The 21,873-nt window shown below is 66.2% G+C and carries 15 protein-coding genes and 1 pseudogene; 6 read left to right on the top strand and 10 right to left on the bottom strand.

From position 1 onward, the window contains the following. Positions 1-52: 52 nt before the first annotated feature. Complete coding sequence (locus LRS53_RS09000; RefSeq protein WP_231355672.1) at positions 53-610, bottom strand: hypothetical protein; 558 nt, start codon at positions 608-610, stop codon at positions 53-55. 72 nt (positions 611-682) lie between these two features. Between LRS53_RS09000 and LRS53_RS08995 the strand changes: the two genes are divergently transcribed. Together LRS53_RS08995 and LRS53_RS08990 are read left to right on the top strand one after the other, a co-directional pair. Next, entirely contained in the window at positions 683-1,150 is a 468-nt protein-coding gene (locus LRS53_RS08995) for a tRNA (cytidine(34)-2'-O)-methyltransferase (RefSeq protein WP_231355671.1), read from the top strand. A gap of 76 nt (positions 1,151-1,226) precedes the next feature. Next, entirely contained in the window at positions 1,227-3,575 is a 2,349-nt protein-coding gene (locus LRS53_RS08990; RefSeq protein ID WP_231355670.1) for an FdhF/YdeP family oxidoreductase, read from the top strand. A gap of 280 nt (positions 3,576-3,855) precedes the next feature. Here LRS53_RS08990 and putA read toward each other — a convergent pair whose 3' ends face one another. Beyond that, on the bottom strand, positions 3,856-7,824 hold the full coding sequence (gene putA / locus LRS53_RS08985; protein ID WP_231355669.1) for a trifunctional transcriptional regulator/proline dehydrogenase/L-glutamate gamma-semialdehyde dehydrogenase: 3,969 nt from the start codon (positions 7,822-7,824) through the stop codon (positions 3,856-3,858). A gap of 259 nt (positions 7,825-8,083) precedes the next feature. Further along, the gene (locus tag LRS53_RS08980; protein WP_184289817.1) at positions 8,084-9,073 is read right to left on the bottom strand and encodes an LLM class oxidoreductase; all 990 of its coding nucleotides are present in this window, start codon (positions 9,071-9,073) and stop codon (positions 8,084-8,086) included. Between the two features lie 431 nt (positions 9,074-9,504). Between LRS53_RS08980 and LRS53_RS23850 the strand changes: the two are divergent. Together LRS53_RS23850 and LRS53_RS23845 are read left to right on the top strand one after the other, a co-directional pair. Further along, positions 9,505-10,539 (top strand): annotated as a pseudogene (locus LRS53_RS23850) (methyl-accepting chemotaxis protein); the annotation flags it as partial. Further along, on the top strand, positions 10,522-11,397 hold the full coding sequence (locus LRS53_RS23845; RefSeq protein ID WP_442968505.1) for a methyl-accepting chemotaxis protein: 876 nt from the start codon (positions 10,522-10,524) through the stop codon (positions 11,395-11,397). The pseudogene LRS53_RS23850 and the gene LRS53_RS23845, both read left to right, overlap by 18 nt. A gap of 358 nt (positions 11,398-11,755) precedes the next feature. On the opposite strand, the gene LRS53_RS08970 is transcribed toward LRS53_RS23845, so the two are convergent. From LRS53_RS08970 to yrfG, 4 genes are all read right to left on the bottom strand, one after another. Continuing rightward, the gene (locus LRS53_RS08970; RefSeq protein WP_231355667.1) at positions 11,756-14,080 is read right to left on the bottom strand and encodes an FdhF/YdeP family oxidoreductase; all 2,325 of its coding nucleotides are present in this window, start codon (positions 14,078-14,080) and stop codon (positions 11,756-11,758) included. Between the two features lie 16 nt (positions 14,081-14,096). Further along, positions 14,097-14,912 carry a formate dehydrogenase accessory sulfurtransferase FdhD gene (gene fdhD, locus LRS53_RS08965; RefSeq protein ID WP_231355666.1) on the bottom strand — a complete coding sequence of 272 codons (816 nt, stop codon included), beginning with the start codon at positions 14,910-14,912 and terminating at the stop codon, positions 14,097-14,099. Between the two features lie 94 nt (positions 14,913-15,006). Continuing rightward, positions 15,007-15,900 (bottom strand): LysR family transcriptional regulator, encoded by an 894-nt coding sequence (locus LRS53_RS08960; protein WP_017639436.1) that lies wholly within the window; start codon positions 15,898-15,900, stop codon positions 15,007-15,009. Positions 15,901-15,969: 69 nt separating this feature from the next. Continuing rightward, a complete protein-coding gene (gene yrfG, locus LRS53_RS08955) occupies positions 15,970-16,629 on the bottom strand; it encodes a GMP/IMP nucleotidase (protein ID WP_231355665.1) in 660 nt (219 codons plus the stop codon). Positions 16,630-16,692: 63 nt separating this feature from the next. Here yrfG and nudE point away from each other — a divergent pair, with 63 nt between their 5' ends. Together nudE and cysQ are read left to right on the top strand one after the other, a co-directional pair. Beyond that, positions 16,693-17,259 (top strand): ADP compounds hydrolase NudE, encoded by a 567-nt coding sequence (gene nudE / locus LRS53_RS08950; RefSeq protein ID WP_231355664.1) that lies wholly within the window; start codon positions 16,693-16,695, stop codon positions 17,257-17,259. Then, complete coding sequence (gene cysQ / locus LRS53_RS08945) at positions 17,256-18,098, top strand: 3'(2'),5'-bisphosphate nucleotidase CysQ (RefSeq protein ID WP_231355663.1); 843 nt, start codon at positions 17,256-17,258, stop codon at positions 18,096-18,098. Before nudE ends, cysQ begins: the two co-directional genes overlap by 4 nt. 4 nt (positions 18,099-18,102) lie before the next feature. Here the strand turns inward: cysQ and LRS53_RS08940 are convergent, their stop codons facing one another. From LRS53_RS08940 to pepP, 3 genes are read right to left on the bottom strand one after another with little or no spacing between them, the layout of a single operon-like run. Continuing rightward, the gene (locus tag LRS53_RS08940; protein ID WP_231355662.1) at positions 18,103-19,332 is read right to left on the bottom strand and encodes a 2-octaprenyl-3-methyl-6-methoxy-1,4-benzoquinol hydroxylase; all 1,230 of its coding nucleotides are present in this window, start codon (positions 19,330-19,332) and stop codon (positions 18,103-18,105) included. Positions 19,333-19,351: 19 nt separating this feature from the next. Beyond that, positions 19,352-20,533, bottom strand: a complete 1,182-nt coding sequence (ubiH, locus tag LRS53_RS08935) for a 2-octaprenyl-6-methoxyphenyl hydroxylase (protein WP_231355661.1) — start codon at positions 20,531-20,533, stop codon at positions 19,352-19,354. Beyond that, complete coding sequence (pepP, locus tag LRS53_RS08930; protein WP_017639430.1) at positions 20,520-21,869, bottom strand: Xaa-Pro aminopeptidase; 1,350 nt, start codon at positions 21,867-21,869, stop codon at positions 20,520-20,522. Before pepP ends, ubiH begins: the two co-directional genes overlap by 14 nt. Positions 21,870-21,873: the final 4 nt, after the last annotated feature.

Below are 21,873 nucleotides of genomic sequence, written 5' to 3'. Positions count from 1 at the left end.
CCCGTTCCGCTCTGGTGCAAACAGCCAGCCTCTTGCCTGATAACGGGGCATTTCAAGGGGTCAGTGGGACCTCGACGTGGAGCACCCAGTCCTCGCCTTCCTCGACGATACGATCGCTGGCCTGCAGGGCGCCGCCGACGCCTACCAGCAAAATCTTCAGGTCCTGTCCGTCCTGGCGTACCGCCCAGGAAAAGCTGCCGCCCGGTCGTACCACTCGTCCCTGGCGTTCGCCACCGTCCCAGCGGGCCCGGGGCAGACGCAGGCTGAGGGCGCCGTCGGGGCGATAGCGTTCGTAGAACAGCGAGCGATCGGCGGTGATCAGCAATTCGAAGCGGCCGGCTTCCTGGCGACTGTCCACCCCCAGGATGACCGGGCGGCGGGCCTCGGACGACCAGGGATCGGGATGAGTACGCTGGTACACCAGCTGGCCGATGATCATGCCGAACAGGCCGGCGCCCAGGGCCGCCGAAGCCAGCCAAAGGGTCAGGCGCTGGCGCTGGCCGCGCCATTCGGCCTTGAGCAGTTCGGGATCCTCCACCCGCGCCAATTCCTCCCGGCGGGCACGCTGTTCGCGCAACAGCCAGTCGACCAGCCGGCGCCAGAGGTTCATCGCCCTACCCCGCTCGCGACGGCGCGACGGCGGCGCAGTACCATAGGCGCTTTGCCAGGCGCCCTGCCCTTCATGTTCGACATCATCCTCTACCAACCGGAAATTCCGCCCAATACCGGCAACGTCATTCGCCTGTGCGCCATCACCGGCTGCCGCCTGCATCTGATCGAGCCGCTGGGCTTTGCGCTGGACGACAAGAAATTGCGCCGCGCCGGCCTGGACTACCACGAGTGGTCCAGCGTGCGGACCCATGCCAGCCTCGCGGCCTGTATAGCAGATTTGCAGCCACCCCGACTGCTGGCCTTCACCACCAAGGCCAGCCATCCCTTCACCGAGATCGCCTATGCGCCGGGCGACGCCCTGCTGTTCGGCCCGGAAAGTCGCGGTCTGCCGACCGAGGTGCTGGAGTCCCTGCCGCCCGAACAGCGGCTGCGCCTGCCCATGCTGCCCAATCGCCGCAGCCTCAATCTGTCCAACACCGTGGCCGTGGCCGTCTACGAAGGCTGGCGCCAGCTGGGCTTCGCCGCACCGCCTGGCTGACCGCCAGAACCTTACTGCCAGACGCGCCGTCCCATGACCTACAGGCACATCGCCAGACCGTCACACGAGGCGCACCATGAGCAAGATCGGCAAACCCAAGGTTGAACGCTACGACGCGCCCTCCGGTGGTTGGGGCTCGGCGCGCTCGGTGACCGAGATCGTCTTGCGCGAGCGGGTGCCGCTCAAATCCGGTGCCCTGCTGACCCGGCAGAACAAGCATGGCGGCTTCGCCTGCGTGAGTTGCGCCTGGGCCAAGCCCGGCAAGCCTCACCCACTGGAATTCTGCGAGAACGGCGCCAAGGCCACCGCCTGGGAGGTCACCAGCAAGAGGTGCGGACCGGAGTTCTTTGCCGGTCATTCCCTCACCGAACTGCGCGGCTGGCGCGACTACGATCTGGAAGAAGTCGGACGCCTGACCCACCCCCTGCGCTACGACGCCGCCAGCGACCGCTATCGGCCGGTGAGCTGGGCTGAAGCCTTCGCCGACATCGGCGCCGAGCTCAAGGCCCTGGATCCGGATTCGGTGATCTTCTACGCCTCGGGTCGCGCGGCGCTGGAGACCTCCTACCTCTATCAGCTCTATGCCCGCCTGTACGGCACCAACAATCTGCCGGACAGTTCCAACATGTGTCACGAGAGCACCTCGGTAGCCCTGCCCAAGAGCATCGGCGTGACCGTGGGCACCGTGACCCTCAACGATTTCGATCAGGCCGACTGCCTGCTGTTCTTTGGCCAGAATCCCGGCAGCAACAGCCCGCGGATGCTGCATGACCTGCAGGAAGCACGCAAACGCGGCGCGCCCATCATCACCTTCAATCCCCTGCGCGAGCGTGGCCTGGAGACCTTCGTCAATCCGCAGTCGCCGGTGGAGATGCTGACCGATCACCCCACCCAGATCAGCACCCAGTACCATCAGCTCAAGCCGGGTGGCGACATCGCCGCCCTCGCCGGCATGTGCAAGGCGCTGCTGACCGCCGATGACCTGGCTCGCGAGCAGGGCCAGCCCGCAGTGCTAGATCATGCCTTCATCGCCGAGCACTGCCATGGCTTCGCCGAGTTCTGCGAGTGGCTGCAGCGTCAGGAATGGCCGCAACTGGAGCGCCAGTCGGGTCTGACCCGCAGCGCGCTGGAAGCGGCTGCCGCCGTCTATGGCCGTCGCCAGAAGGTCATCGGCATCTATGGCATGGGGCTGACCCAGCATCGCCATGGTGTGGAAACCATCCAGATGCTGACCAACCTGCTGCTCATGCGCGGCAACATCGGCAAACCCGGTGCCGGCATCTGCCCGGTGCGCGGCCATTCCAATGTTCAGGGTCAGCGCACCGTGGGCATCACCGAGAAACCGGAACTGGCGCCGCTGAAGCAGCTCGGCGAGCGCTTCGGCTTCACCCCGCCGCAGGACAAGGGCCGCAACACCGTGGAGGCCTGCGAAGGCATCCTCGATGGTTCGGTAAAGGCCTTCATCGGCCTGGGCGGCAACTTCCTGCGCGCCATTCCCGAGACCAGCCTGATGGAACCGGCCTGGCGCACCCTGCGCCTGTCGGTACAGATCGCCACCAAGCTCAATCGCAATCACCTCGTCCCAGCGGACAAGGCCTATCTGCTGCCCTGCCTGGGGCGTACCGAAATCGATCGCCAGAATGGCGTGGAGCAGGCTCACAGCACCGAGGACAGCACCGGCTGCATCCACGGCTGGCGCGGCGTGGCCGAGCCGCCTGAAGGTGACCTGCTGTCCGAGTCGGCCATCGTCGCTGGCCTGGCCAAGGCCACCCTGCCAGACAACCCCAAGGTCACCTGGGATGCCTGGGTGGCCGACTATGCGCTGATCCGCGACGAGATCGCCCTCTCCTTCCCGGAGATCTTCCACGACTTCAATGCCAGGATGTGGGAGGTGGGCGGCTTCCATCGACCGCTGCCGGCGGCCAAGCGCGAGTGGAAGACCGAGACTGGCAAGGCCAATCTCATCGTGCCGCGCAGCCTGGATGCAGATCCGGACATGCCTGCCAGCGGGCGTGACGTCCTCACCCTGATGACGTTGCGCAGCAACGACCAGTTCAACACCACCATCTATGGCTATCACGATCGTTTCCGCGGCGTGAAGGGCACCCGCGCGGTGCTCCTGATGAATCGCAACGACATCGAACGCCTGGGCCTGGCCGAAGGCGACAAGGTGCAGGTGTCGACGGTGGCCGATGACGGCGTGCGTCGTGAGGTAGGGCCGCTGCGGGTCACGCCCTACAACATCCCGGAAGGCGCCTGCGGTGGCTATTACCCGGAATGCAATGCCCTGATTCCGCTCTGGCACCATGCCGAAGGCAGCAAGGTGCCGGCGGCCAAGGCCATCCCGGTACGCCTGAACAAGCTGATCGCCGCCAACGACGGCGGCTTTCCGGTGGAGCCGGAGGGGTACGGGGCACAATACTGACGGCTGGCAACCAATGCGTGGCCAGAGATTGTCCCGGCTACGCCAGGACAGTCCAAAAAGCAAAAAGCCCAGCACTGACATGCTGGGCTTTTTGTTGCGCTCACCCTAACCCAAGGTATGAGTTCGAGCACCCCGACAACTAGGCTGATCATTGGGCTTCTGCGCTCAACCCAACCTACGGATGTGCTCTGATAGGTTGGGCTGGGACAGCTCCATCGTCGCAGCCCAACGGCTACACGAACGTCGGACTTCGCTGCATTCAGCCCAGCCCGACGATCCCTTAGCCGATGGTCATCAGACTGGCATTACCGCCGGCCGCTGCCGTATTCACGCTCAGGGCGCGCTCGATGAGCAGGCGCTCCAGCGGAATGGCGGTCTCGCCGCGGGCCAGGCCCTGGACGCCGACGATGGGGCCGTTACGCTTGGCTACCAACTGGCAGACCTGGCGCAGCTGGTCGGAGTCACCATGGTGCAGGACCGCCTCGAAGGCGACTTCATCCTTGCGCCAGTCGGCGGCTACCTGCACCCGCGACCGCACTGCTTGCGGCAAACGATTCAGGGTGGCCTTATGCGCCTCCTCGACCAGCGCGGTGCTGCCTACTGCCATGACCGCCGCCAGCTGTAGCAGCAGATCGCTTTCGTCTGCCGCCAGGCACAGTACTCGGCTGCGCGGCAGCAGGCTGTAGCTGTTGCGCTCACCGGTCGGGCCGGGCAGCAGGCGGGTCAGGCCGCTCAGGGACTCCTCGGCGAATCTCAGGCAGGCCTGCTCCAACTCGCCCAGGCCCTGTTGCTTGGCCCAGTCATGCAGAGCGCCCAGCGGATTGCCGGCCTGTTGACGCAGGGCATCGCGCACCTGCCATTCAGTCTCGCCGGTACTGCCCTTGGCCAGGGCCACGGCCGGATCGCCATCCGGACGGGTGCTGAGCAGGCGATAGAGGTATAGCGGACCACCGGCCTTAGGGCCGGTACCGGAAAGGCCTTCGCCACCGAAGGGCTGCACTCCGACCACCGCACCGACCATGTTGCGGTTGACGTAGAGGTTGCCGGCATGGGCGCGCTCCACCACCTTGGCGATGGTCTCGTCGATGCGGGTGTGGACGCCAAAGGTCAGGCCGTAGCCGGTGGCGTTGATCTGGTCGATGACCTTGTCCAGGTCCTTGCGGCCATAGCGCACCACGTGCAGCACCGGCCCGAAGACCTCGCGCCCCAGCTCGGCCAGGCTCTCCAGCTCGATCAGGGTGGGCATGACGAAGGTGCCGCGGTGGATGGCATCGCCTTCCACCCGTCCACCCTGGTGCACCCGACGACCTTTGCCGCGCAGGGCCTGGATGTGCTTGTCGATGGTGGCCTTGGCCTCGCCGTCGATCACCGGGCCGATGTCGATGGCCAGGTTCTCCGGGTTGCCCAGGCGGCATTCGGCCATGGCGCCCTTGAGCATTTCCAGTACGCGATCGGCCACGTCCTCCTGTACGCAGAGCACGCGCAGGGCCGAGCAACGCTGACCGGCGCTGTCGAAGGCGGAGGCGACCACATCGGCTACCACCTGCTCGGCCAGCGCCGAGGAGTCGACGATCATGGCGTTCTGGCCGCCGGTTTCGGCGATCAGCGGGATCGGCCGGCCCTGGGCGTCCAGGCGTCCGGCGATGTTGCGCGCCAGGATCTGGGCCACCTCGGTGGAGCCGGTGAACATCACGCCCTTGACCCGCACATCGTTGACCAGGGCGGCGCCGATGGTGGAGCCCTCACCCGGCAGCAGCTGCAGCACGCCTTCGGGGATGCCGGCTTCCAGCAGGAGGCGCACGGCCTGGGCCGCGATCAGCGGGGTCTGCTCGGCCGGCTTGGCCAGCACGGTGTTGCCAGCGGCCAGGGCCGCGGCGATCTGGCCGCTGAAGATGGCCAGGGGGAAGTTCCAGGGACTGATGCAGACCACCGGACCCAGCGGGCGGTGGCTGTCGTTGGCGAAGTCGCGACGCACCAGGGCAGCGTAATAGCGCAGGAAGTCCACTGCCTCGCGTACCTCGGCGATGGCGTTGGCGTAGGTCTTGCCGGCTTCGCGCACCAGCAGGCCCATCAGCGGCTGGATCTGCGCCTCCATCAGTTCGGCGGCACGATCCAGGGCGGCGGCGCGCTGCTCGGGCGGGGTGGATTGCCAGATGGGCGCGGCGGCCAGGGCTTCTTCCAGGGCGATGTCAACATCGGCGCGGGTGGCGTTGCTGACCTGACCGACGCGGTCGCGGCGATCGGCCGGGTTGAGCACCGGCTGCGGAATCGACGGCTCACTGGCGCGACCCAGCAGCGGACGCGCCTCCCAGGCGGTGTTGCCACTGGCCAGCAGCGCAGCGGACAGCGAACCCAGGCGGTGTTCGCTGGACAGGTCCAGACCGCTGGAATTGCAGCGCTCGGCGCCGTACAGGGCACTCGGATGGGGAATGCGCGGATGCGGCAGGCCGATGCCGCCTTCGTTGGTGGACTGCTGCTCGATCTGCACCACCGGATCGGCTACCAGCTCGTCCAGGGAGATGGAGTGGTCGGCGATGCGGTTGACGAAGGAGGTGTTGGCGCCGTTTTCCAGCAGGCGGCGGACCAGGTAGGCCAGCAGCGTCTCGTGGGTGCCCACCGGAGCATAGATGCGGCACGGGCGCGCCAGCTTGCCGTCCTTGACGCTGCCCACCACCTGCTCGTACAGCGGCTCGCCCATGCCGTGCAGGCACTGGAATTCGTACTGACCGGGGTAGTAGTTCTGCCCGCCGAGCTGATAGATGGCCGCCAGGGTGTGGGCGTTGTGGGTGGCGAATTGCGGGTAGATGGCTTCCGGCGCGGCCAGCAGCTTGCGCGCACAGGCCAGGTAGGCCACGTCGGTGTAGACCTTGCGGGTATAGACCGGATAGCCCTCCAGGCCTTCCACCTGGGCGCGCTTGATCTCGCTGTCCCAGTAGGCGCCCTTGACCAGGCGGATCATCAGGCGGCGACGACTGCGGCGGGCCAGGTCGATCAAATAGTCGATCACCAGCGGGCAGCGCTTCTGGTAGGCCTGGATGACGAAGCCGATGCCGTTCCAGCCGGCCAGCTGCGGCTCGAAGGACAGGCGCTCCAGCAGATCCAGGGAGATCTCCAGGCGATCGGCTTCCTCGGCGTCGATGTTCAGGCCGATGTCGTAACGCTTGGCCAGCAGAGTCAGCTCCAGCAGGCGCGGATAGAGCTCGCTCATCACCCGGTCGTACTGGGCGCGGCTGTAGCGCGGATGCAGGGCCGACAGCTTGATGGAGATGCCCGGGCCTTCATAGATGCCACGGCCGTGGGAGGCCTTGCCGATGGAGTGGATGGCCTGCTCGTAGGAGGCCAGGTAGCGGCGGGCGTCGGCCTCGGTCAAGGCGGCTTCGCCCAGCATGTCGTAGCTGTAGCGGAAGCCCTTCGCCTCGAACTTGCTGGCGTTGGCCAGGGCCTCGGCGATGGTCTCGCCGGTGACGAACTGCTCGCCCATCAGGCGCATGGCCATGTCCACGCCCTTGCGGATCACCGGCTCGCCGCTCTTGCCGATGAGGCGATTGAGCGAACTGGTGAGGCCGGCTTCGTTATGGGTCGAGACCAAGCGGCCGGTCAGCAGCAGGCCCCAGGTGGCGGCGTTGACGAACAGCGAGGGGCTGTTGCCCAGGTGCGGCTGCCAGTTGCCGGTGCTGATCTTGTCGCGGATCAGGGCATCGCGGGTGCCCTTGTCGGGGATGCGTAGCAGGGCTTCGGCCAGGCACATCAGGGCCACGCCTTCCTGGGACGACAGCGAGAACTCGCGGAGCAGGCTCTGCACCATTCCAGAGCGCCCGGTTGCACCCTTGGCATTGCGCAGCTTCTCGGCGATGCGGTGGGCCAGTTCATGGGTAGCCTTGGCCTGGGCTGCCGGTAGGCGCGCCTGCTCCAGCAGCAGCGGCAGTAGTTCCTCTTCCGGCCGGCGATAGGCGGCGGTGATGGCCGAGCGCAGCACCGATTGCGGCAGGATGCTTTCGGCGAATTCCAGGAAGGGCTGGTAGACCGGATCGGCCAGGGCCTCGACGGCTTCGTTGTCGCCCTCGGCCAGGCGCTGGGCGATGCCCTGCAGATCGGCCAGGCTCGCGCCGCTTTCCAGGGTTTCCAGATAGGTATAGATAGCCTGCTTGATCAGCCAGTGAGGTGTCCGATCGATACGACGTGCCGCTTCCTTGAGGCGATCGCGGGTGGCTTCGTCGAGCTTTACGCCCAGGGTAGTGGTGGTGGCCATGCGCAGGTCCTCAAGCAAGAAGGCATCGAAATTCGGCGCAGCTTAGCGCCGCTCGAAATAAAAGTGCAACTAAGTGCAACCCTTGAGGCTCTACCGTCGATCCGGTTGCACCAGCAGGCGGGTAACAGATCGCAAAACTATGCAGAGATCAGGCCAAGGGGTGCGACCGGGTTGAACCCCTGGCATAGGGGAATCCGGCATCAGGAGGAAATCGTTAGCCCGGCAAGTGTTACCTGGCTTCACACCCGGGCGGCGCTTACTACTGCAGGGAGGGAAAATGCGGCAGCACGAATTCGCCCAGTTCCTGGACGACCTCGCTGGCCGGACGCCGGGAGGGACGCAGGTTTAGAGCCAGGTGATTGACGCCTGCCTCCTGCAACTGGGCGAGGTAGTCCACCAACGCCCGGCGTCCACAGGACAGCCCGGCATGGATGGGCCGTGGCGGCTGGGCCGGATCGCTGGCCAGTTCGAAGAACAGCCCCTGGGCGAAGGGCTTGAACAATTCGCGCCCGCCGATCTCGTCCAGCGCCTCGCGCCAGACCCGGGTCAGCGCGGGGACGTGTTCGACCGGCACGAAGTAATAGAACCAACCATCGGCCTTGGCGGCGATCCAGTCCACCGTTTGCCGACTACGCCCGGTCACCAGCGCCGGAATGCGACCGTGCACCGGCTTGGGCACCAGATCGGCCTGCCCCTGCAGATCGCCGAAACGGCGGAATTCACCCAGGGGAAAATTCGTCTCGCCGGCCAGGCGGAACATCTCAAAGGCATCGCGAAAGCGCTCGCCCCGGCGCTCGAATTCGCTTTCCAGGCCAAAGGCCGGATATTCCACCGGGCGATCGCCGGACGCCACCCCCAGCACCAGCCGACCATCGCTCAGCTGATCGACCGAGGCCGCCATCTTGGCCAGGTGCAGCGGATGGCGCAGGGTGATGACGGCGCTGCCGGTGGCCAGCGTGAGGTGCTGGGTGATACCGGCCAAGTAGCCGAGATAGGTGAAGGGCTCGAACACCTGGCCGGCATCGTTGAAGCCCGGGTCATAGAAGGGCACATCGCGCGCCCAGAGTGCAGCGAAGCCCAACTGGTCGGCCAGCCGCGCCAGCCGGGCATGGTCGCGTAGGGTCGGCATGGGGTCATCGGGATAGCCTTCCAGCGGCAGCAGAAAGCCCAGAGTCAGGCGACCGGGCGCGAACAGCCGCGAAAAGCCCGGATGACGGATGAAGGCGCGGCGACGGTCCGTGGTGGACATGGGACTCCTGGCCGGAAAGGGTAAGCCTAATCTCCTCTATGGAGTCTAACCCTCCGGCAGGGTTCGGTCAGCTTCGCTGCAGCGGACATCCTGACCCCACCTGGCAGCAGCCCCGAGTCAGGGACTCGCCGGACTCGCGCCAACCATCGCCCGGTCATTCTCAACCTTCCAGAGCTGGGAAATCCGACTCAATCTAGTAATACCTTTGAATTAAAAATATTTACCACTGAACATTCAAATCCAGATAACTACTTATATTCATTGAGTCATTTCTAATGGCGGCAGTTCAGGCCTTGATGCGGAAACGAAACTATTCATAAATAATTATACTAAATAAATAACTTGTTGACAGGGTTGGCAATTTCCATCTTCATTCAATCGCTTAATACCTTACTTTTCAGTGACCGCGGTAGTGCGGCCAGGGTCTCGCCATGCAATTGAAAAATATCAGTGTCCGCTCGAAGCTGTTCCTGGGCTTTGCCTTGCTCATCATCCCTACGCTACTTGTCGCCTATAGCGGCTGGAGTGGTATCGAGTCGCTGAATCGACGCAGCACCCGCATCGAGTCCATCGATCAGCTGGGTTTCTATAGTCGGGACATGCGAATCGAAGGCCAGGCGTTCTCTCTCGACGATACGCCCGAGCAGGCGAACCAGTGGTTAAAAGTCACCAATCTTTTCGCGGACGAATTGCAGAGCATCGGCGCAGGCTCCAAAGTCCTGCGGAATCAACAACTCACTCAACAGGCAGAAGAGTTGCTCAAGCGGTATCGGGCCTTGCAGCAGACCCGAGTGAGCCTGTCAGCGGAGCAGGGCAAAAGTCGCGAGGCAGGAACCAAGATCGGCGATGACCTTACCGAGAGCCTCAAGTCGCTGTTGCACGCCAAGCAAGAGACGGAACAGGTGGCAGCCCAGCAGCAACTCAGCGAACTCTTCGCCGCCAGTCAGAAGATGCGCCTGGAATTACGTTCCTATAGAGCCGCTCCCAGTGCCGCTCAGCAGCAGCGCGTCAACCAGAGCCTCGATCAGGCCAGGACTGAGCTGCAGGACGTGATGATCTACGTACCTGCCGAGCAATTCCAGGCACTACAGAGCCAGCTCGACGCCTATGCCCGCTACTTCGCGCAGCAGGTCGACCTGCAGGCGAAGGTGACCGAAGTGCGCCAGGGACTCGACCAGAGCATCCAAAAGCTGCTGGATATCTCCAACGAGCTTAAGAACGTCCAAAGCGAGTTACGCCAGGCCGACATGAGCAACGCCAGGTATTCGCTACTGGGTTGGCTACTCGCCATCATCACCCTGAGCCTGGCCACCGCCTGGATCATCACCCGATCCATCGTGACTCCCTTGCGCGAGACGATACGCCTGGCCGAACAGGTCGCCAGCGGCGATCTGACCGTACAGGTCGCGGTCACGCGTCAGGACGAACTCGGCATGCTCCAGAGCACCATGCAACGCATGACCGGGAATCTGCGCGCCCTGATCAGCGAACTGCGCGATGGCGTGGTGCAGATGGCCAGCGCCGCCGAGGAGCTTTCCGCCATCACCCAGCAGACCCGCGCCGGCGCCACGGCGCAAAAGATCGAGACCGAGCAGATCGCCACTGCCATGCAGCAGATGAGCGCCACCATCGGCGAGGTGGCCCGCAATGCCGGACTGGCCTCCCACTCGGCTCGGGATGCCACGCGCAAGACCCGCGACGGCGACACCATGGTCAATCAGGTCATTACCCAGATCGAAGCCCTGGCCCAGGAGGTGAACACCACTCAGGACACCATGGAATCGCTCAAGCAGGACGCCGATCGCATCAATGGCGTGCTGGACGTGATCAAGGCGGTTGCCGAGCAGACCAATCTGCTGGCGCTCAACGCCGCCATCGAGGCCGCCCGTGCGGGTGAGGCCGGTCGCGGCTTTGCCGTGGTGGCCGACGAGGTACGCGGCCTGGCCCAGCGCACCCGTTCCTCCACCGACGAGATCGCCGGCCTGATCGCCAGTCTGCACGGCAGTACCGACCAGATGACCGCCGCCCTGGAGCGCAACATCCAGTTGACCGACAACAGCGTCGCCTTGACGCGCCAGGCAGGGGCCGTGCTCGGCAGCGTCAGCACTGCGGTGGGCGAGATCGAGACCATGAACGAGCAAATCGCTGCCGCAGTGGAACAGCAGAGCGCCGTCGGCGAAGACATCAGCCGCAGCATGGTCAAGGTGCATGAGGTGACCGACCAGACCGCCACCGCCAGCGAGGAAACCGCCCGCTCCAGCGGCGAACTGGCGCGCCTGAGTCTGCAGCTGCAGGAGTTGGCGGGACGTTTCAAGGTCAGCTAGGTCGAGTCCGCGGTCGCGGTCAGGGGGCCTGCACCTGAAACCGCGACCGACGCTCGAGCCAGCCCTTGGTCGCCAGACGCCGGCGAAAGGCCGCGGGGCGGATGCGCTGCACGGCCGCCCTTCCCTCCGAGCCTTTTCAAAGGCTGCTGCGCGTCGGCCAAACCGCGTTGAAAGTGGCCTGGAAGGCCAGCCCCGTCGGAATGCTCCTTTACTATTCGTAAACCCGAGCGCAGGCCCGATCCGCTTCCTCAGCTATTTTCGCAGGACCGCCTAGTCTTTTCGCGGGGCCGCCTAGGCCCTGTTTGGCTCTAACTCGCGAGACTTTGGACAGGCTCTCCGAGAGGACAGCCTACCCCGGTCAGGCCACCGAGGCGATGCGGTTGCCGGCGCTGGCCTTTTCGACCTTGATGGCGACGAACTTGGAAGTGGGCGTGAAGCTGCCCTCGCCATAGCTCTCCAGGGGCACCAGCGGGTTGGTTTCCGGGTAGTAGCCGGCAGCCTGGCCGACCGGGATGTCGAACGGCAGCGCGGTGAAGCCGCGGACCCGGCGCTCGATGCCGTCGTCCCACAGGGCGACCAGATCCACCTTCTCGCCGGCCGCCACGCCCAGGCGATCCAGATCGGCCTGGTTGACGAAGACCACGTCGCGCTGGCCCTTCACGCCGCGATAGCGGTCATCCAGGCTGTAGATGGTGGTGTTGTACTGGTCATGGGATCTCATGGTCTGCAGGATCAGGTCCGGCTTCACGCCCTGGCGGCGGACCGCGTCCGGCAACAGGTCATGCAGCAGCGCATTGGCGGCGAAGTTGGCCTTGCCAGTGGCGGTATTCCACTCCCGGCGACCGGCCTTGTTGCCCAGGTAGAAGCCACCGGGGGTGGCCAGGCGGGCATTGAAGTCCTGGAAGCCAGGGATGACGTCGGCGATCAGGTCGCGGATGCGGTCGTAGTCCTCGATCAGCCAGTCCCAATCCACCGGATGGTTACCCAGCACGGCCTTGGCCAGACCGGCGACGATGGCCGGCTCGGACTTCATCTGCGCCGACAGCGGCCGCAGGATGCCGGCGGAGGCATGCACCATGCTGAAGCTGTCTTCCACGGTGATGGCCTGCTTGCCGCCCTTCTGCACATCCATCTCGGTGCGACCCAGGCAGGGCAGGATCAGCGCCTGCTGACCGGTCACCAGGTGGCTGCGGTTGAGCTTGGTGGCGATGTGCACGGTCAGCCGGCACTTGCGCAGCGCCTTGTGGGTGCGTGGGGTGTCCGGGGTGGCCTGGGCGAAGTTGCCGCCCAGGGCGATGAAGACCTTGGCCTGCCCCTGCTCCATGGCGGCGATGGCCTCCACGGTGTTGTGACCGCGATTGCGCGGCGGTTCGAAGGCGAAGCGCTTGGCCAGGGCATCGCTGAGCCAGGCCGGGGCCTTCTCGTCGATGCCCATGGTGCGGTCGCCCTGGACGTTGCTGTGGCCGCGCACTGGGCAGAGACCGGCGCCGGGCTTGCCGATCTGGCCGCAGAGCAGCTGCAGGTTGGCGATCTCCTGCACCGTGGCCACCGAATGGCGGTGCTGGGTGATGCCCATGGCCCAGCAGATGATGACCTTCTCGGCGCGGGCATACATGCGCGCGGCCTGCTCGATCTCGTGCAGCGACAGCCCCGACTGGCGCTCGATCAGCTCCCAGGAGGTGGCGTCGACCTGGGCCAGGTAGTCGTCCATGCCGAGGGTATGGGCGGCGATGAACTCATGGTCGAAGATACGCTTGGCGCCCTTGGCAGCGGCCTCGCGCTCCCACTGCAGGAGGTACTTGGCGATGCCGCGCAGCGCCGCCATGTCACCGCCCAGAGCCGGACGGAAATAGGCGGTGTTGGTCGGCCGCGAGTCGTTGGTGAGCATCTCCAGCGGATTCTGCGGATGCTGGAAGCGCTCCAGGCCACGCTCCTTGAGCGGGTTGAAGCAGACCACCTGGGCACCGCGCTTCACCGCGTTGCGCAGGGTCTCGATCATGCGCGGGTGGTTGGTGCCCGGATTCTGGCCGATGACGAAGATGGCATCGGCCTCGTCCAGGTCATGATAGGTCACGGTGCCCTTGCCGACGCCGATGCTGCGGCCCAGGCCGACGCCGCTGGCCTCGTGGCACATGTTCGAGCAGTCGGGGAAATTGTTGGTGCCATAGGCGCGCACGAACAGCTGGTAAAGGAAGGCCGCCTCGTTGCTAGCGCGACCCGAGGTATAGAACTCGGCTTCGTCGGGGCTGGCCAGGGCCTTGAGCTCCTTGGCGATCAGCGCGAAGGCGGCGTCCCAGGCGATGGGCACATAGCGATCGGTGGCCGCGTCATAGCGCAGCGGCTCGGTCAGCCGGCCCTGGTATTCGAGCCAGTAGTCGCTCTGCTCCTGCAGCGAGGTCACGCTGTGGCGAGCGAAGAAGGCGGCGTCGACACGGCGCTTGGTAGCCTCCCAGTTGACCGCCTTGGCGCCGTTCTCGCAGAACTTCACCAGGCCGTTTTCCGGCGCCTCGCCCCAGGCACAGCCGGGGCAGTCGAAGCCGTGGTCCTGGTTGGTCTTGAGCAGCGTACGCAGATTCTTGAAGGCGTTGCCGCTGTCGAGCCAGAAGTGCACCACGCTCTTCAGGGCGCCCCAGCCGGCGGCGGGGCCTTGATAGGGTTTGAAGGACTGCTGAGGTTTGTTCATGGCGATTCCCGTGGGATCAAGGGGCTACCGGCGCCGGGGCATAGACCCGCGGCGGCGACCGATGTGGCAGGTGGATCAGATTGAGACGATGACGGCGCGCCCACTCCACCGCCAGCCCGGTGGGGGCCGACAGGGTGATGAGGGTGGCGAGTCCGGCACGCACCGCCTTGTGGATGAGTTCGAGGCTGCAGCGACTGGTGACCACCACGCAGCCCTCGCGCACCGGCTGGCGCTGGCGCAGCAGAGCGCCGATGAGCTTGTCCAGGGCGTTGTGGCGGCCGATGTCTTCGCGGCACAGGGTCAGTTCGCCCTGACCGTCGATGAACAGCGCGGCATGCACCGCCCCGCTGCGTTGACCCAGATCCTGGGCGGCGTCGATACGCTGGCGCAGGTCATGCAGGTGGGCAGCGGGTGGCAGCGGCACCTTGCGCAGGCGATCCAGCTGCGGCAGCGCCTGCTCCAGGGCCTCGACCCCGCACAGGCCACAACCGCTGGTACCGGCCAGTTGCCGACGCTGCTGCTTGAGCGCCCAGAAGGTGCGGCTGCTGATCTCGACATCGACATTGAGGGCTTCACCGACCCGGCGTACCTGGATGCCATAGATGTCGTCGATGGTATCGACGATACCGGCGCTGAGGCTGAAACCGACCACATAGTCTTCCACGTCGGCCGGGGTCGCCATCATCACCGCATAGCTGATGCCGTTATAGGCGATGGCCAGCGCCACTTCCTCGGCCAGCGGCTGTTCGCCCCGCACAATAGGCTGCTCCAGCTCGGCGAAGGCATAGCCAGCGGGGGGCGCGGCAACGAGGTCTGGCGATTGCTGGGACATGGGCGAAAACGACCTGCGGCGGTTTGACACAGATCAAAGATTAACCAGCACATCCCGGGGCGTCTAATCGCTATGACCGATGCCTTGATAAACGCTATCTATCACTCTCGGCGTAGAGCGCCTTGACCGCCTGGAAACAAGCATCGGCGACCGCCAGTCGGGGTTCGGTCCGACGAATGAGCAGGCCCAGGGGCGTCAGGGTGCGGGCCGTGTCGATGGGAATCAGCCGGGCGTGGGGCGTAAGGCGATCGAAGCCGCCGGCCAGGGGCACCACGGCGCAGCAGAGTCCGGCATTGACCGCCTGCAAGAGCAGATAGACCGCATCGGTCTCCAGCACCGGCTGCGGCGTCAGCCCCAGGCTGCGAAAGCCGTGGTCCACCGACTGGCGAAAATGCATGGCGCCGGTCAGCAGACCGAGCGGCAACCCGGCCACCGCCTGCCAGTCCAGCGCGGCCTGGTCGAAGCTGAAATGGCGCTCGTCATAGAGCAGGCCCATGCGCGTCTCGGTAAGGGTCAGGCTGTCGAAGCGCGTCGGATCCAGGTGTTCCAGGTAGGAGATGCCCAGCTCCAGGCGATTGCTGGCCACGGCTTCGAGGATGCGCTCAGTGCTCAGCACCTGGAGCTGGAAATGCAGCTTGGGGTGCAACAGGCGCAGGTGCTGCAGCAGCGGCATGGGATCGAAGCTGGCCAGGGGCACCAGGCCGACCCGCAGCGTACCCACCAGTTGCCCCTGGAAGGCCTGGGCTTCGGCATAGAGACCGTCGTGGGCGGCCATCAGGGTGCGCGCCCAGGCGAGGATGCGCTGGCCGGCTTCGGTGAAACCCTCGAAGCGCTGCCCGCGGCGCACCAGCTCCACCCCCAGCTCGTCTTCCAGGCCGCGCAGGCGCATGGACAGGGTCGGCTGGGTAACGTGACAGCGCGCCGCCGCCTGGCCGAAGTGCCGCGTCTCGTCCAGGGCGATGAGAAAGCGCAGTTGCTTGATGTCCACCGGTCTACTCCGCGCTCGCCTGCTTTACCCCCTCTCCCCCTGGGAGAGGGTTGGGGTGAGGGTCTTTCTTCAAGCGGGCAGCAACTCCCGATAATCCCGCACCGCCGCGAACTCCTCACTGTCCTTGGGCCCGCGGCGGCTGTCCGGCTCATGGATCGCCAACAGGTGGGCCACCCCGTAGTCGCGGGCGCTGCGCAGGATCGGCAGGTTGTCGTCGATGAACAGGGTGCGTGCCGGATCGAAGGCGAAGTCCGCCTGCAGGGCGTGCCAGAACTGCTGCTCTTCCTTGGGGAAGCCATAGTCGTGGGAGCTGATCAGCCGGTCGAAATAGGGCGCCAGCTCGATGCGCTCCAGCTTCAGCGACAGGGAGTCGCGATGGGCGTTGGTGATCAGCGCCACCCGCTTGCCGGCGCGCTGCAGGGCGGCCAGGAAGGTGTCGGCGTCGGGTCTCAGGGCGATCAGGTGAGCGATCTCCTCCTTGAGTTCGCGCATGGAAAAGCCCAGCTCGGCGCTCCAGAAGTCCAGGCAGTACCAGGTCAGCTTGCCCTGGTGGCTGAAAAACAGCGGCTCCAGCTCGGCCTTGGCCAGCGCCAGGGACTGGCCGTGGCGCTCGGCATAGCGCTGCGGCAGGTACTCCAGCCAAAAATGGTTGTCGAAATGCAGATCGAGCAGGGTGCCGTCCATGTCCAGCAACACGGTATCGATACGGCTCCAGTCGAGAGGGGTCATGGTGACTCCGGATAATGTAACAAGCGGGTTATCATACCCGTCCGCCCAGCCCAGGAGCCGTCCATGCGCCAGAAACCCACTGTTCTCGCCCGACAGATCGTGGCCAAGAGCCGTCTGTTCACCGTCGAGGAGATGCAGTTGCGCTTCGCCAACGGCGAGGAGCGCACCTACGAGCGCCTGGCCAACAAGGGCACCGGTCACGGTGCGGTGATGGTGGTCGCCCTGCAGGACGCCACCCGCGCCCTGCTCATCGAGGAATACTGCGGCGGCGTGGAAGACTACGAACTGTCGCTGCCTAAGGGCCTGGTGGAGCCGGGCGAAGAGATCCTCGACGCCGCCAATCGCGAACTCAAGGAAGAAGCCGGCTTTGGCGCCCATCGGCTGGAATACCTGACCGCCCTGTCGCTGAGCCCCGGCTACATGAGTCAGCGCATCCACGTCGTGCTGGCCCGCGATCTCTATCCCGAGCGCCTGCCGGGCGACGAACCCGAGCCGCTGGAGGTCAGCAGCGTCGACCTGCGCGAGCTGTCGCAGCTGGTGCAGAATCCGTGCTTTTCCGAAGGCCGCGCCCTGGCCGCCCTCTACCTGGTGCGCGACCTGCTCACCCAACGCGGAGAGCTGCCGGCATGATGGCGCCCGTTTCCATTACCGCCCCGCTGGTACTCAACGTCATCGACCTGGTACGCCAGGCCGGTGCGGCCATCCTGCCCCATTGGCGCCAGAACGTGGCGGTGCGGCAAAAGAGCGACGACTCGCCGGTGACCGCCGCCGACCTCGCCGCCCATCGGGTGCTGGCCGAGGGCCTGGCGCGCCTGACCCCGGACGTGCCGGTGCTGTCGGAAGAAGCCTGCGACATCCCCTTCACGGCGCGCAGCGCCTGGGACGTCTGGTGGGTGGTCGATCCTCTGGACGGCACCAAGGAATTCATCGACGGCAGCGAGGAATTCACCGTCAACGTGGCCCTGGTCGAACGCGGCCAGGTGATCTTCGGCGTGGTTGGCATCCCCACCCGGGATGTCTGCTTCAGCGGCGGGCGTGAACTGGGCGCCTTCCGCATCCAGGGTGAAGACGGCGTCGAGATCGGCGTGCGCAATCAGCCGGAAGACGCCTTCACCGTGGTCGCCAGTCGCCGCCACGGCAGTCCGGCGCAGCAACGGCTGCTGGAGGAGCTGGGCAACACCCTCGGCGAGCCCAAGTTGGTCAGCGTCGGCAGCTCGCTGAAGTTCTGCCTGCTGGCCGAAGGCCTGGCCGACTTCTACCCCCGACTCGCCCCCACTTCTCAATGGGACACGGCCGCCGCCCAAGGCGTGCTGGAAGGCGCCGGCGGCGAGGTCCTGACTCTGGACGGTCAGCCCCTCACCTACGAGATGCGCGAGTCCTTCCTCAATCCGCACTTCCTCGCCCTGCCCCGTGAGGCCGCCTGGAGGCAGCAGGTGCTGGAGCTGGCCGGCTCCTTGGGCGACGCCTGAGCCGTCAGACCACGACCCTGGCCAGCTCCGGCACATCACCCGACAGGCCCAGGGCGCGGCGCACGAACAGCGCCTTGGCCTCGAAATGGCGGTCGACCTGCTTGAGCGCGGCGTTGCGCAACCAGCGCAGCGGCAGGCGGTCGTCCTGGAACAGGCGCTGGAAGCCTTCCATCGCCGCCATCATCGCCAGGTTGTGCGGCATGCGGCGGCGCTCGTAACGTTCCAGCACCCGCTGTTCGGCGATGGATTCACCGCGCGCCTGGGCATGGCGCAGTTCCTCGGCCAGCACCGCGGCATCGAGAAAGCCCAGGTTGACGCCCTGCCCGGCCAGCGGGTGGATGACGTGGGCGGCATCGCCGATCAGCGCCAGGCCAGGCTCCACGTAGCGCTTGGCATGGCGCTGGCGCAGCGGGATGCACAGCCGCGTGTCGCTGCACTCCACCTTGCCCAGACGCTGCTCGAAAGCCTCGCCCAGGGCCTGGCAGAAGGCCGCGTCGTCCAGGGCCATCAGCCGCTCGCCCTGCTTGGGCGTGCAGGACCAGACGATGGAGCACCAGCGGGTATCGCCACCGCGGTCCAGCGGCAGGAAGGCCAGCGGGCCGTCGTCGGTGAATCTCTGCCAGGCGGTGCGCTGGTGCGATTCGGCGCAGCGCACGCTGGTGACGATGGCATGGTGCAGATAGTCCCACTCGCGGGTTTCCAGACCGGCCAGGCGGCGTACGGCGGAGGTGGCGCCATCGGCGGCCACCACCAGGGGGGCGCGGATCTGGCGGTCACCGGCCAGTTGCACCAGCCACTGGTCGCCGGAGCGACGCAGCAACTCCAGGCGCGCCTCGGGCAGGAGCAGGACGTTGGCCTCGGCCAGGCGTTCGAGTAGGGCGTCCTGCACCACGCGATTCTCGACGATATGGCCGAGCACTTCGGCATGTACGCTGGCGGCATCGAAATGCACGGCGCCGGTGCCGGAGCCATCCCAGACATGCATCGCCTGGTAGGGACTGACGCGGCGCGCGAGGATGCCATCCCAGGCACCCAGGCGCTGCAGGATGCGCTGGCTGGCCAGCGACAGGGCACTGACCCGGGGCTCGAAGGGTAGGTCGCCCTCGGTCGCGCCGGGTGTGAGCGGGCCGCGGTCGAGCAGCACCACCGACAGGCCGCTGTCGGCCAGGGCCAGGGCCAGAGCGCTGCCGACCATGCCGGCACCGACGATCACCAGATCCGCATGGGTCAGCATGCTCGTTTCTCCTCGCAGGTCAGGGACGGGTACCCAGGCCCATGGCCTGGCGGGCGAAGGCACTCTTGGCCGGCGGGCACAGCTCCAGGCCGACCAGGCCCAGGTTGCGTCCGGCACTGAGCCAGGGCCGACTGTTGGAAAACAGCCGGGTGATGCGATCGGAAAAGCCGATGGTCAGCTGCTGATCCAGACGCTGGCGCTGCAGATAGTTCTGCAAGGTGGCGAAATCACCGGGCGCCGCAGCGCTTTCCAGCAGGCACTCGGCCAGGCTGTCCACGTCGCGCAGGGACAGGTTGAAGCCCTGACCGGCGATGGGATGCAGGCTGTGGGCGGCGTTGCCCAGCACCACCAGATGCGGGCGGACCTGTTCGTTGGCCTCCAGTAGGGTCAGCGGATAGGCGTGACGGGTGCCGACCTGGGTGAAGCTGCCGAGGCGATAGCCCACCGCCTGCTGCAATTCGGCGAGAAAGACCGCGTTCGACGCCTGCTGCAGGCGCAGCGCCTCGGCATCCGGCTGGGTCCAGACCAGGGCGCTGCGCTGGCCCGGCAGGGGCAGCAGCGCCAGGGGACCATGGGGCGTGAAGCGCTCGAAGGCGCGGCCGCCATGCCCCAGATTGGTCGAGACGTTGGCGATCAGCGCGGTCTGCTCGTAGACCGTGCGGCGCACCTCGATGCCGAGGGATTCGCGCAGCGCCGAACGGCCGCCGTCGGCCAGTACCGCCAGGCCGCATTCGAGGACGTCGCCATCATCCAGCTCCAGACGATAGCCATCGGGTATGGCGGTGAGCGTGCGCACCTCGGCCGGGCAGCGCCAGTCCACCACCTCGCGATCCAGCCTCTGCCAGAGCACCTGGCCGATCCAGGCGTTCTCCACCACATAGCCCAGCGCTGGCAGATTCTCGTCACGGGCGAGCAACTGGGTCACGCCGAAGCGGCCCTGGTCGGAGACCTGGATCTCTTGGATCGCCTCGGCATGTTCGGCCAGGGCCTCCCACACGCCGAGACGCTGGTAGATCAGCCGTGAACCATAGGACAGCGCCGAGGAGCGGGCGTCGTAGCTGGGCTGATAGGTATCGCCGGGGGCGAAGGGTTCCACCAGCAGGATGCGCCAGCCGCGCGCCTTGGCGCCGGTTTGCAGGGCCAGGGCCAGGCTGGCACCCACCAGACCGCCGCCGATGATGGCGATATCAGGACGTTGCATGAGCGTTCTCCCGGCGGTCGCGCGCGGCCGCCATCAAGCCTTCGATCTCCGCGGCCGCCTTGGGCAGGCCGGCGGTCAGCACCTCGCAACCACTGCGCGTCACCAGCACCTCGTCCTCGATGCGGATGCCCAGGCCACGCCATTTGCGCGGCACCTCGGCGTCCGGCGGGATATAGAGTCCGGGCTCCACGGTCAGCACCATGCCCGGCTCCAGCATCCGCCACTGGTCGCCGATGCGATATTCACCCACGTCATGGACATCCAGCCCCAGCCAGTGACCGGCGCGGTGCATGTAGAACTCGCGACAGGCGCCCGCCTCGATCAGGTCGTCCAGTTGGCCCTGGAGCAGGCCCAGGGCCAACAGCCCTTCGGTGATCACCCTGACCGTGGCCTCGTGGGGTTCGTTCCAGTGCCGCCCGGGTGCCACGCAGGCGATGGCGGTCTGGTTGGCCGCCAGCACGATGTCGTACAGCTGCCGCTGCTCGGGCGAGAAGCGGCCATTGACGGGAAAGGTACGGGTTACGTCGCTGGCATAGCACTCCAGTTCGCAGCCGGCGTCGATCAGCACCAGGTCGCCGTCGCGCAGGGGCGCGTCGTTGGCCTGGTAATGCATCACGCAGGCGTTGGCCCCCGCGGCGACGATGGAGCCATAGGCCGCCAGCCGTGCGCCCCCCTGGCGAAAGCAGTAGTCCAGCTCCGCCTCCAGGTGATACTCGCGCAGCCCCGGCCGGCAGGCCTGCATGGCACGCAGGTGGGCGGCGCAGGTCAGCTCGGCGGCGGCCTTGAGCAGGCGCACCTCGGCGGCCGACTTGTACAGTCGGCTGTCGTGCAGCAGGGTATCCAGCGCCAGCAGCTCCCGCGGCGGCGAAGCGCCCTGATCGGCCTTGGCGCGGATCAGTTCGATCCAGTTGAGCAGTTGCCGCTCGAACTCCGGATGGGCACCCATCGCGTAGTAGACCCGCTCGCGGCCTTCCAGCAGGCCGGGCAGGATGTCGTCCAGATCGCCGATGGGAAAGGCGTCGTCCGCGCCATAGTCGGCCAGCGCCCCTTCCTGACCCGCGCGCCGGCCCTCCCAGCGCTCCATCTCCAGATCCCGCTCGCGGCAGAACAGCAGATATTCACCATGGGCACGGCCGGGAATCAGCACGGCCAGGGCCTCGGGTTCGGGAAAGCCGGTGAGGTACTGGAAATCGCTGTCCTGGCGATAGGGCTGCTCGATGTCGCGGTTGCGCAGGCACACCGGCGCAGCGGGCAGCAGGGCGATGCCGCCGTGGCCGATCTCGGCCATCAGGGCGCGGCGGCGGCGGGCGAATTCGGCCTTGTGGATTCGCGGCATGGCC

The sequence above is a fragment of the Pseudomonas sp. PLB05 genome (assembly GCF_021106615.1).
In the GTDB taxonomy this organism is placed as follows: Bacteria; Pseudomonadota; Gammaproteobacteria; order Pseudomonadales; family Pseudomonadaceae; genus Chryseomonas; species Chryseomonas benzopyrenica.
Note: the sequence above shows the minus strand (reverse complement) of the source record. Positions and strands in the feature narration are given on the sequence as shown.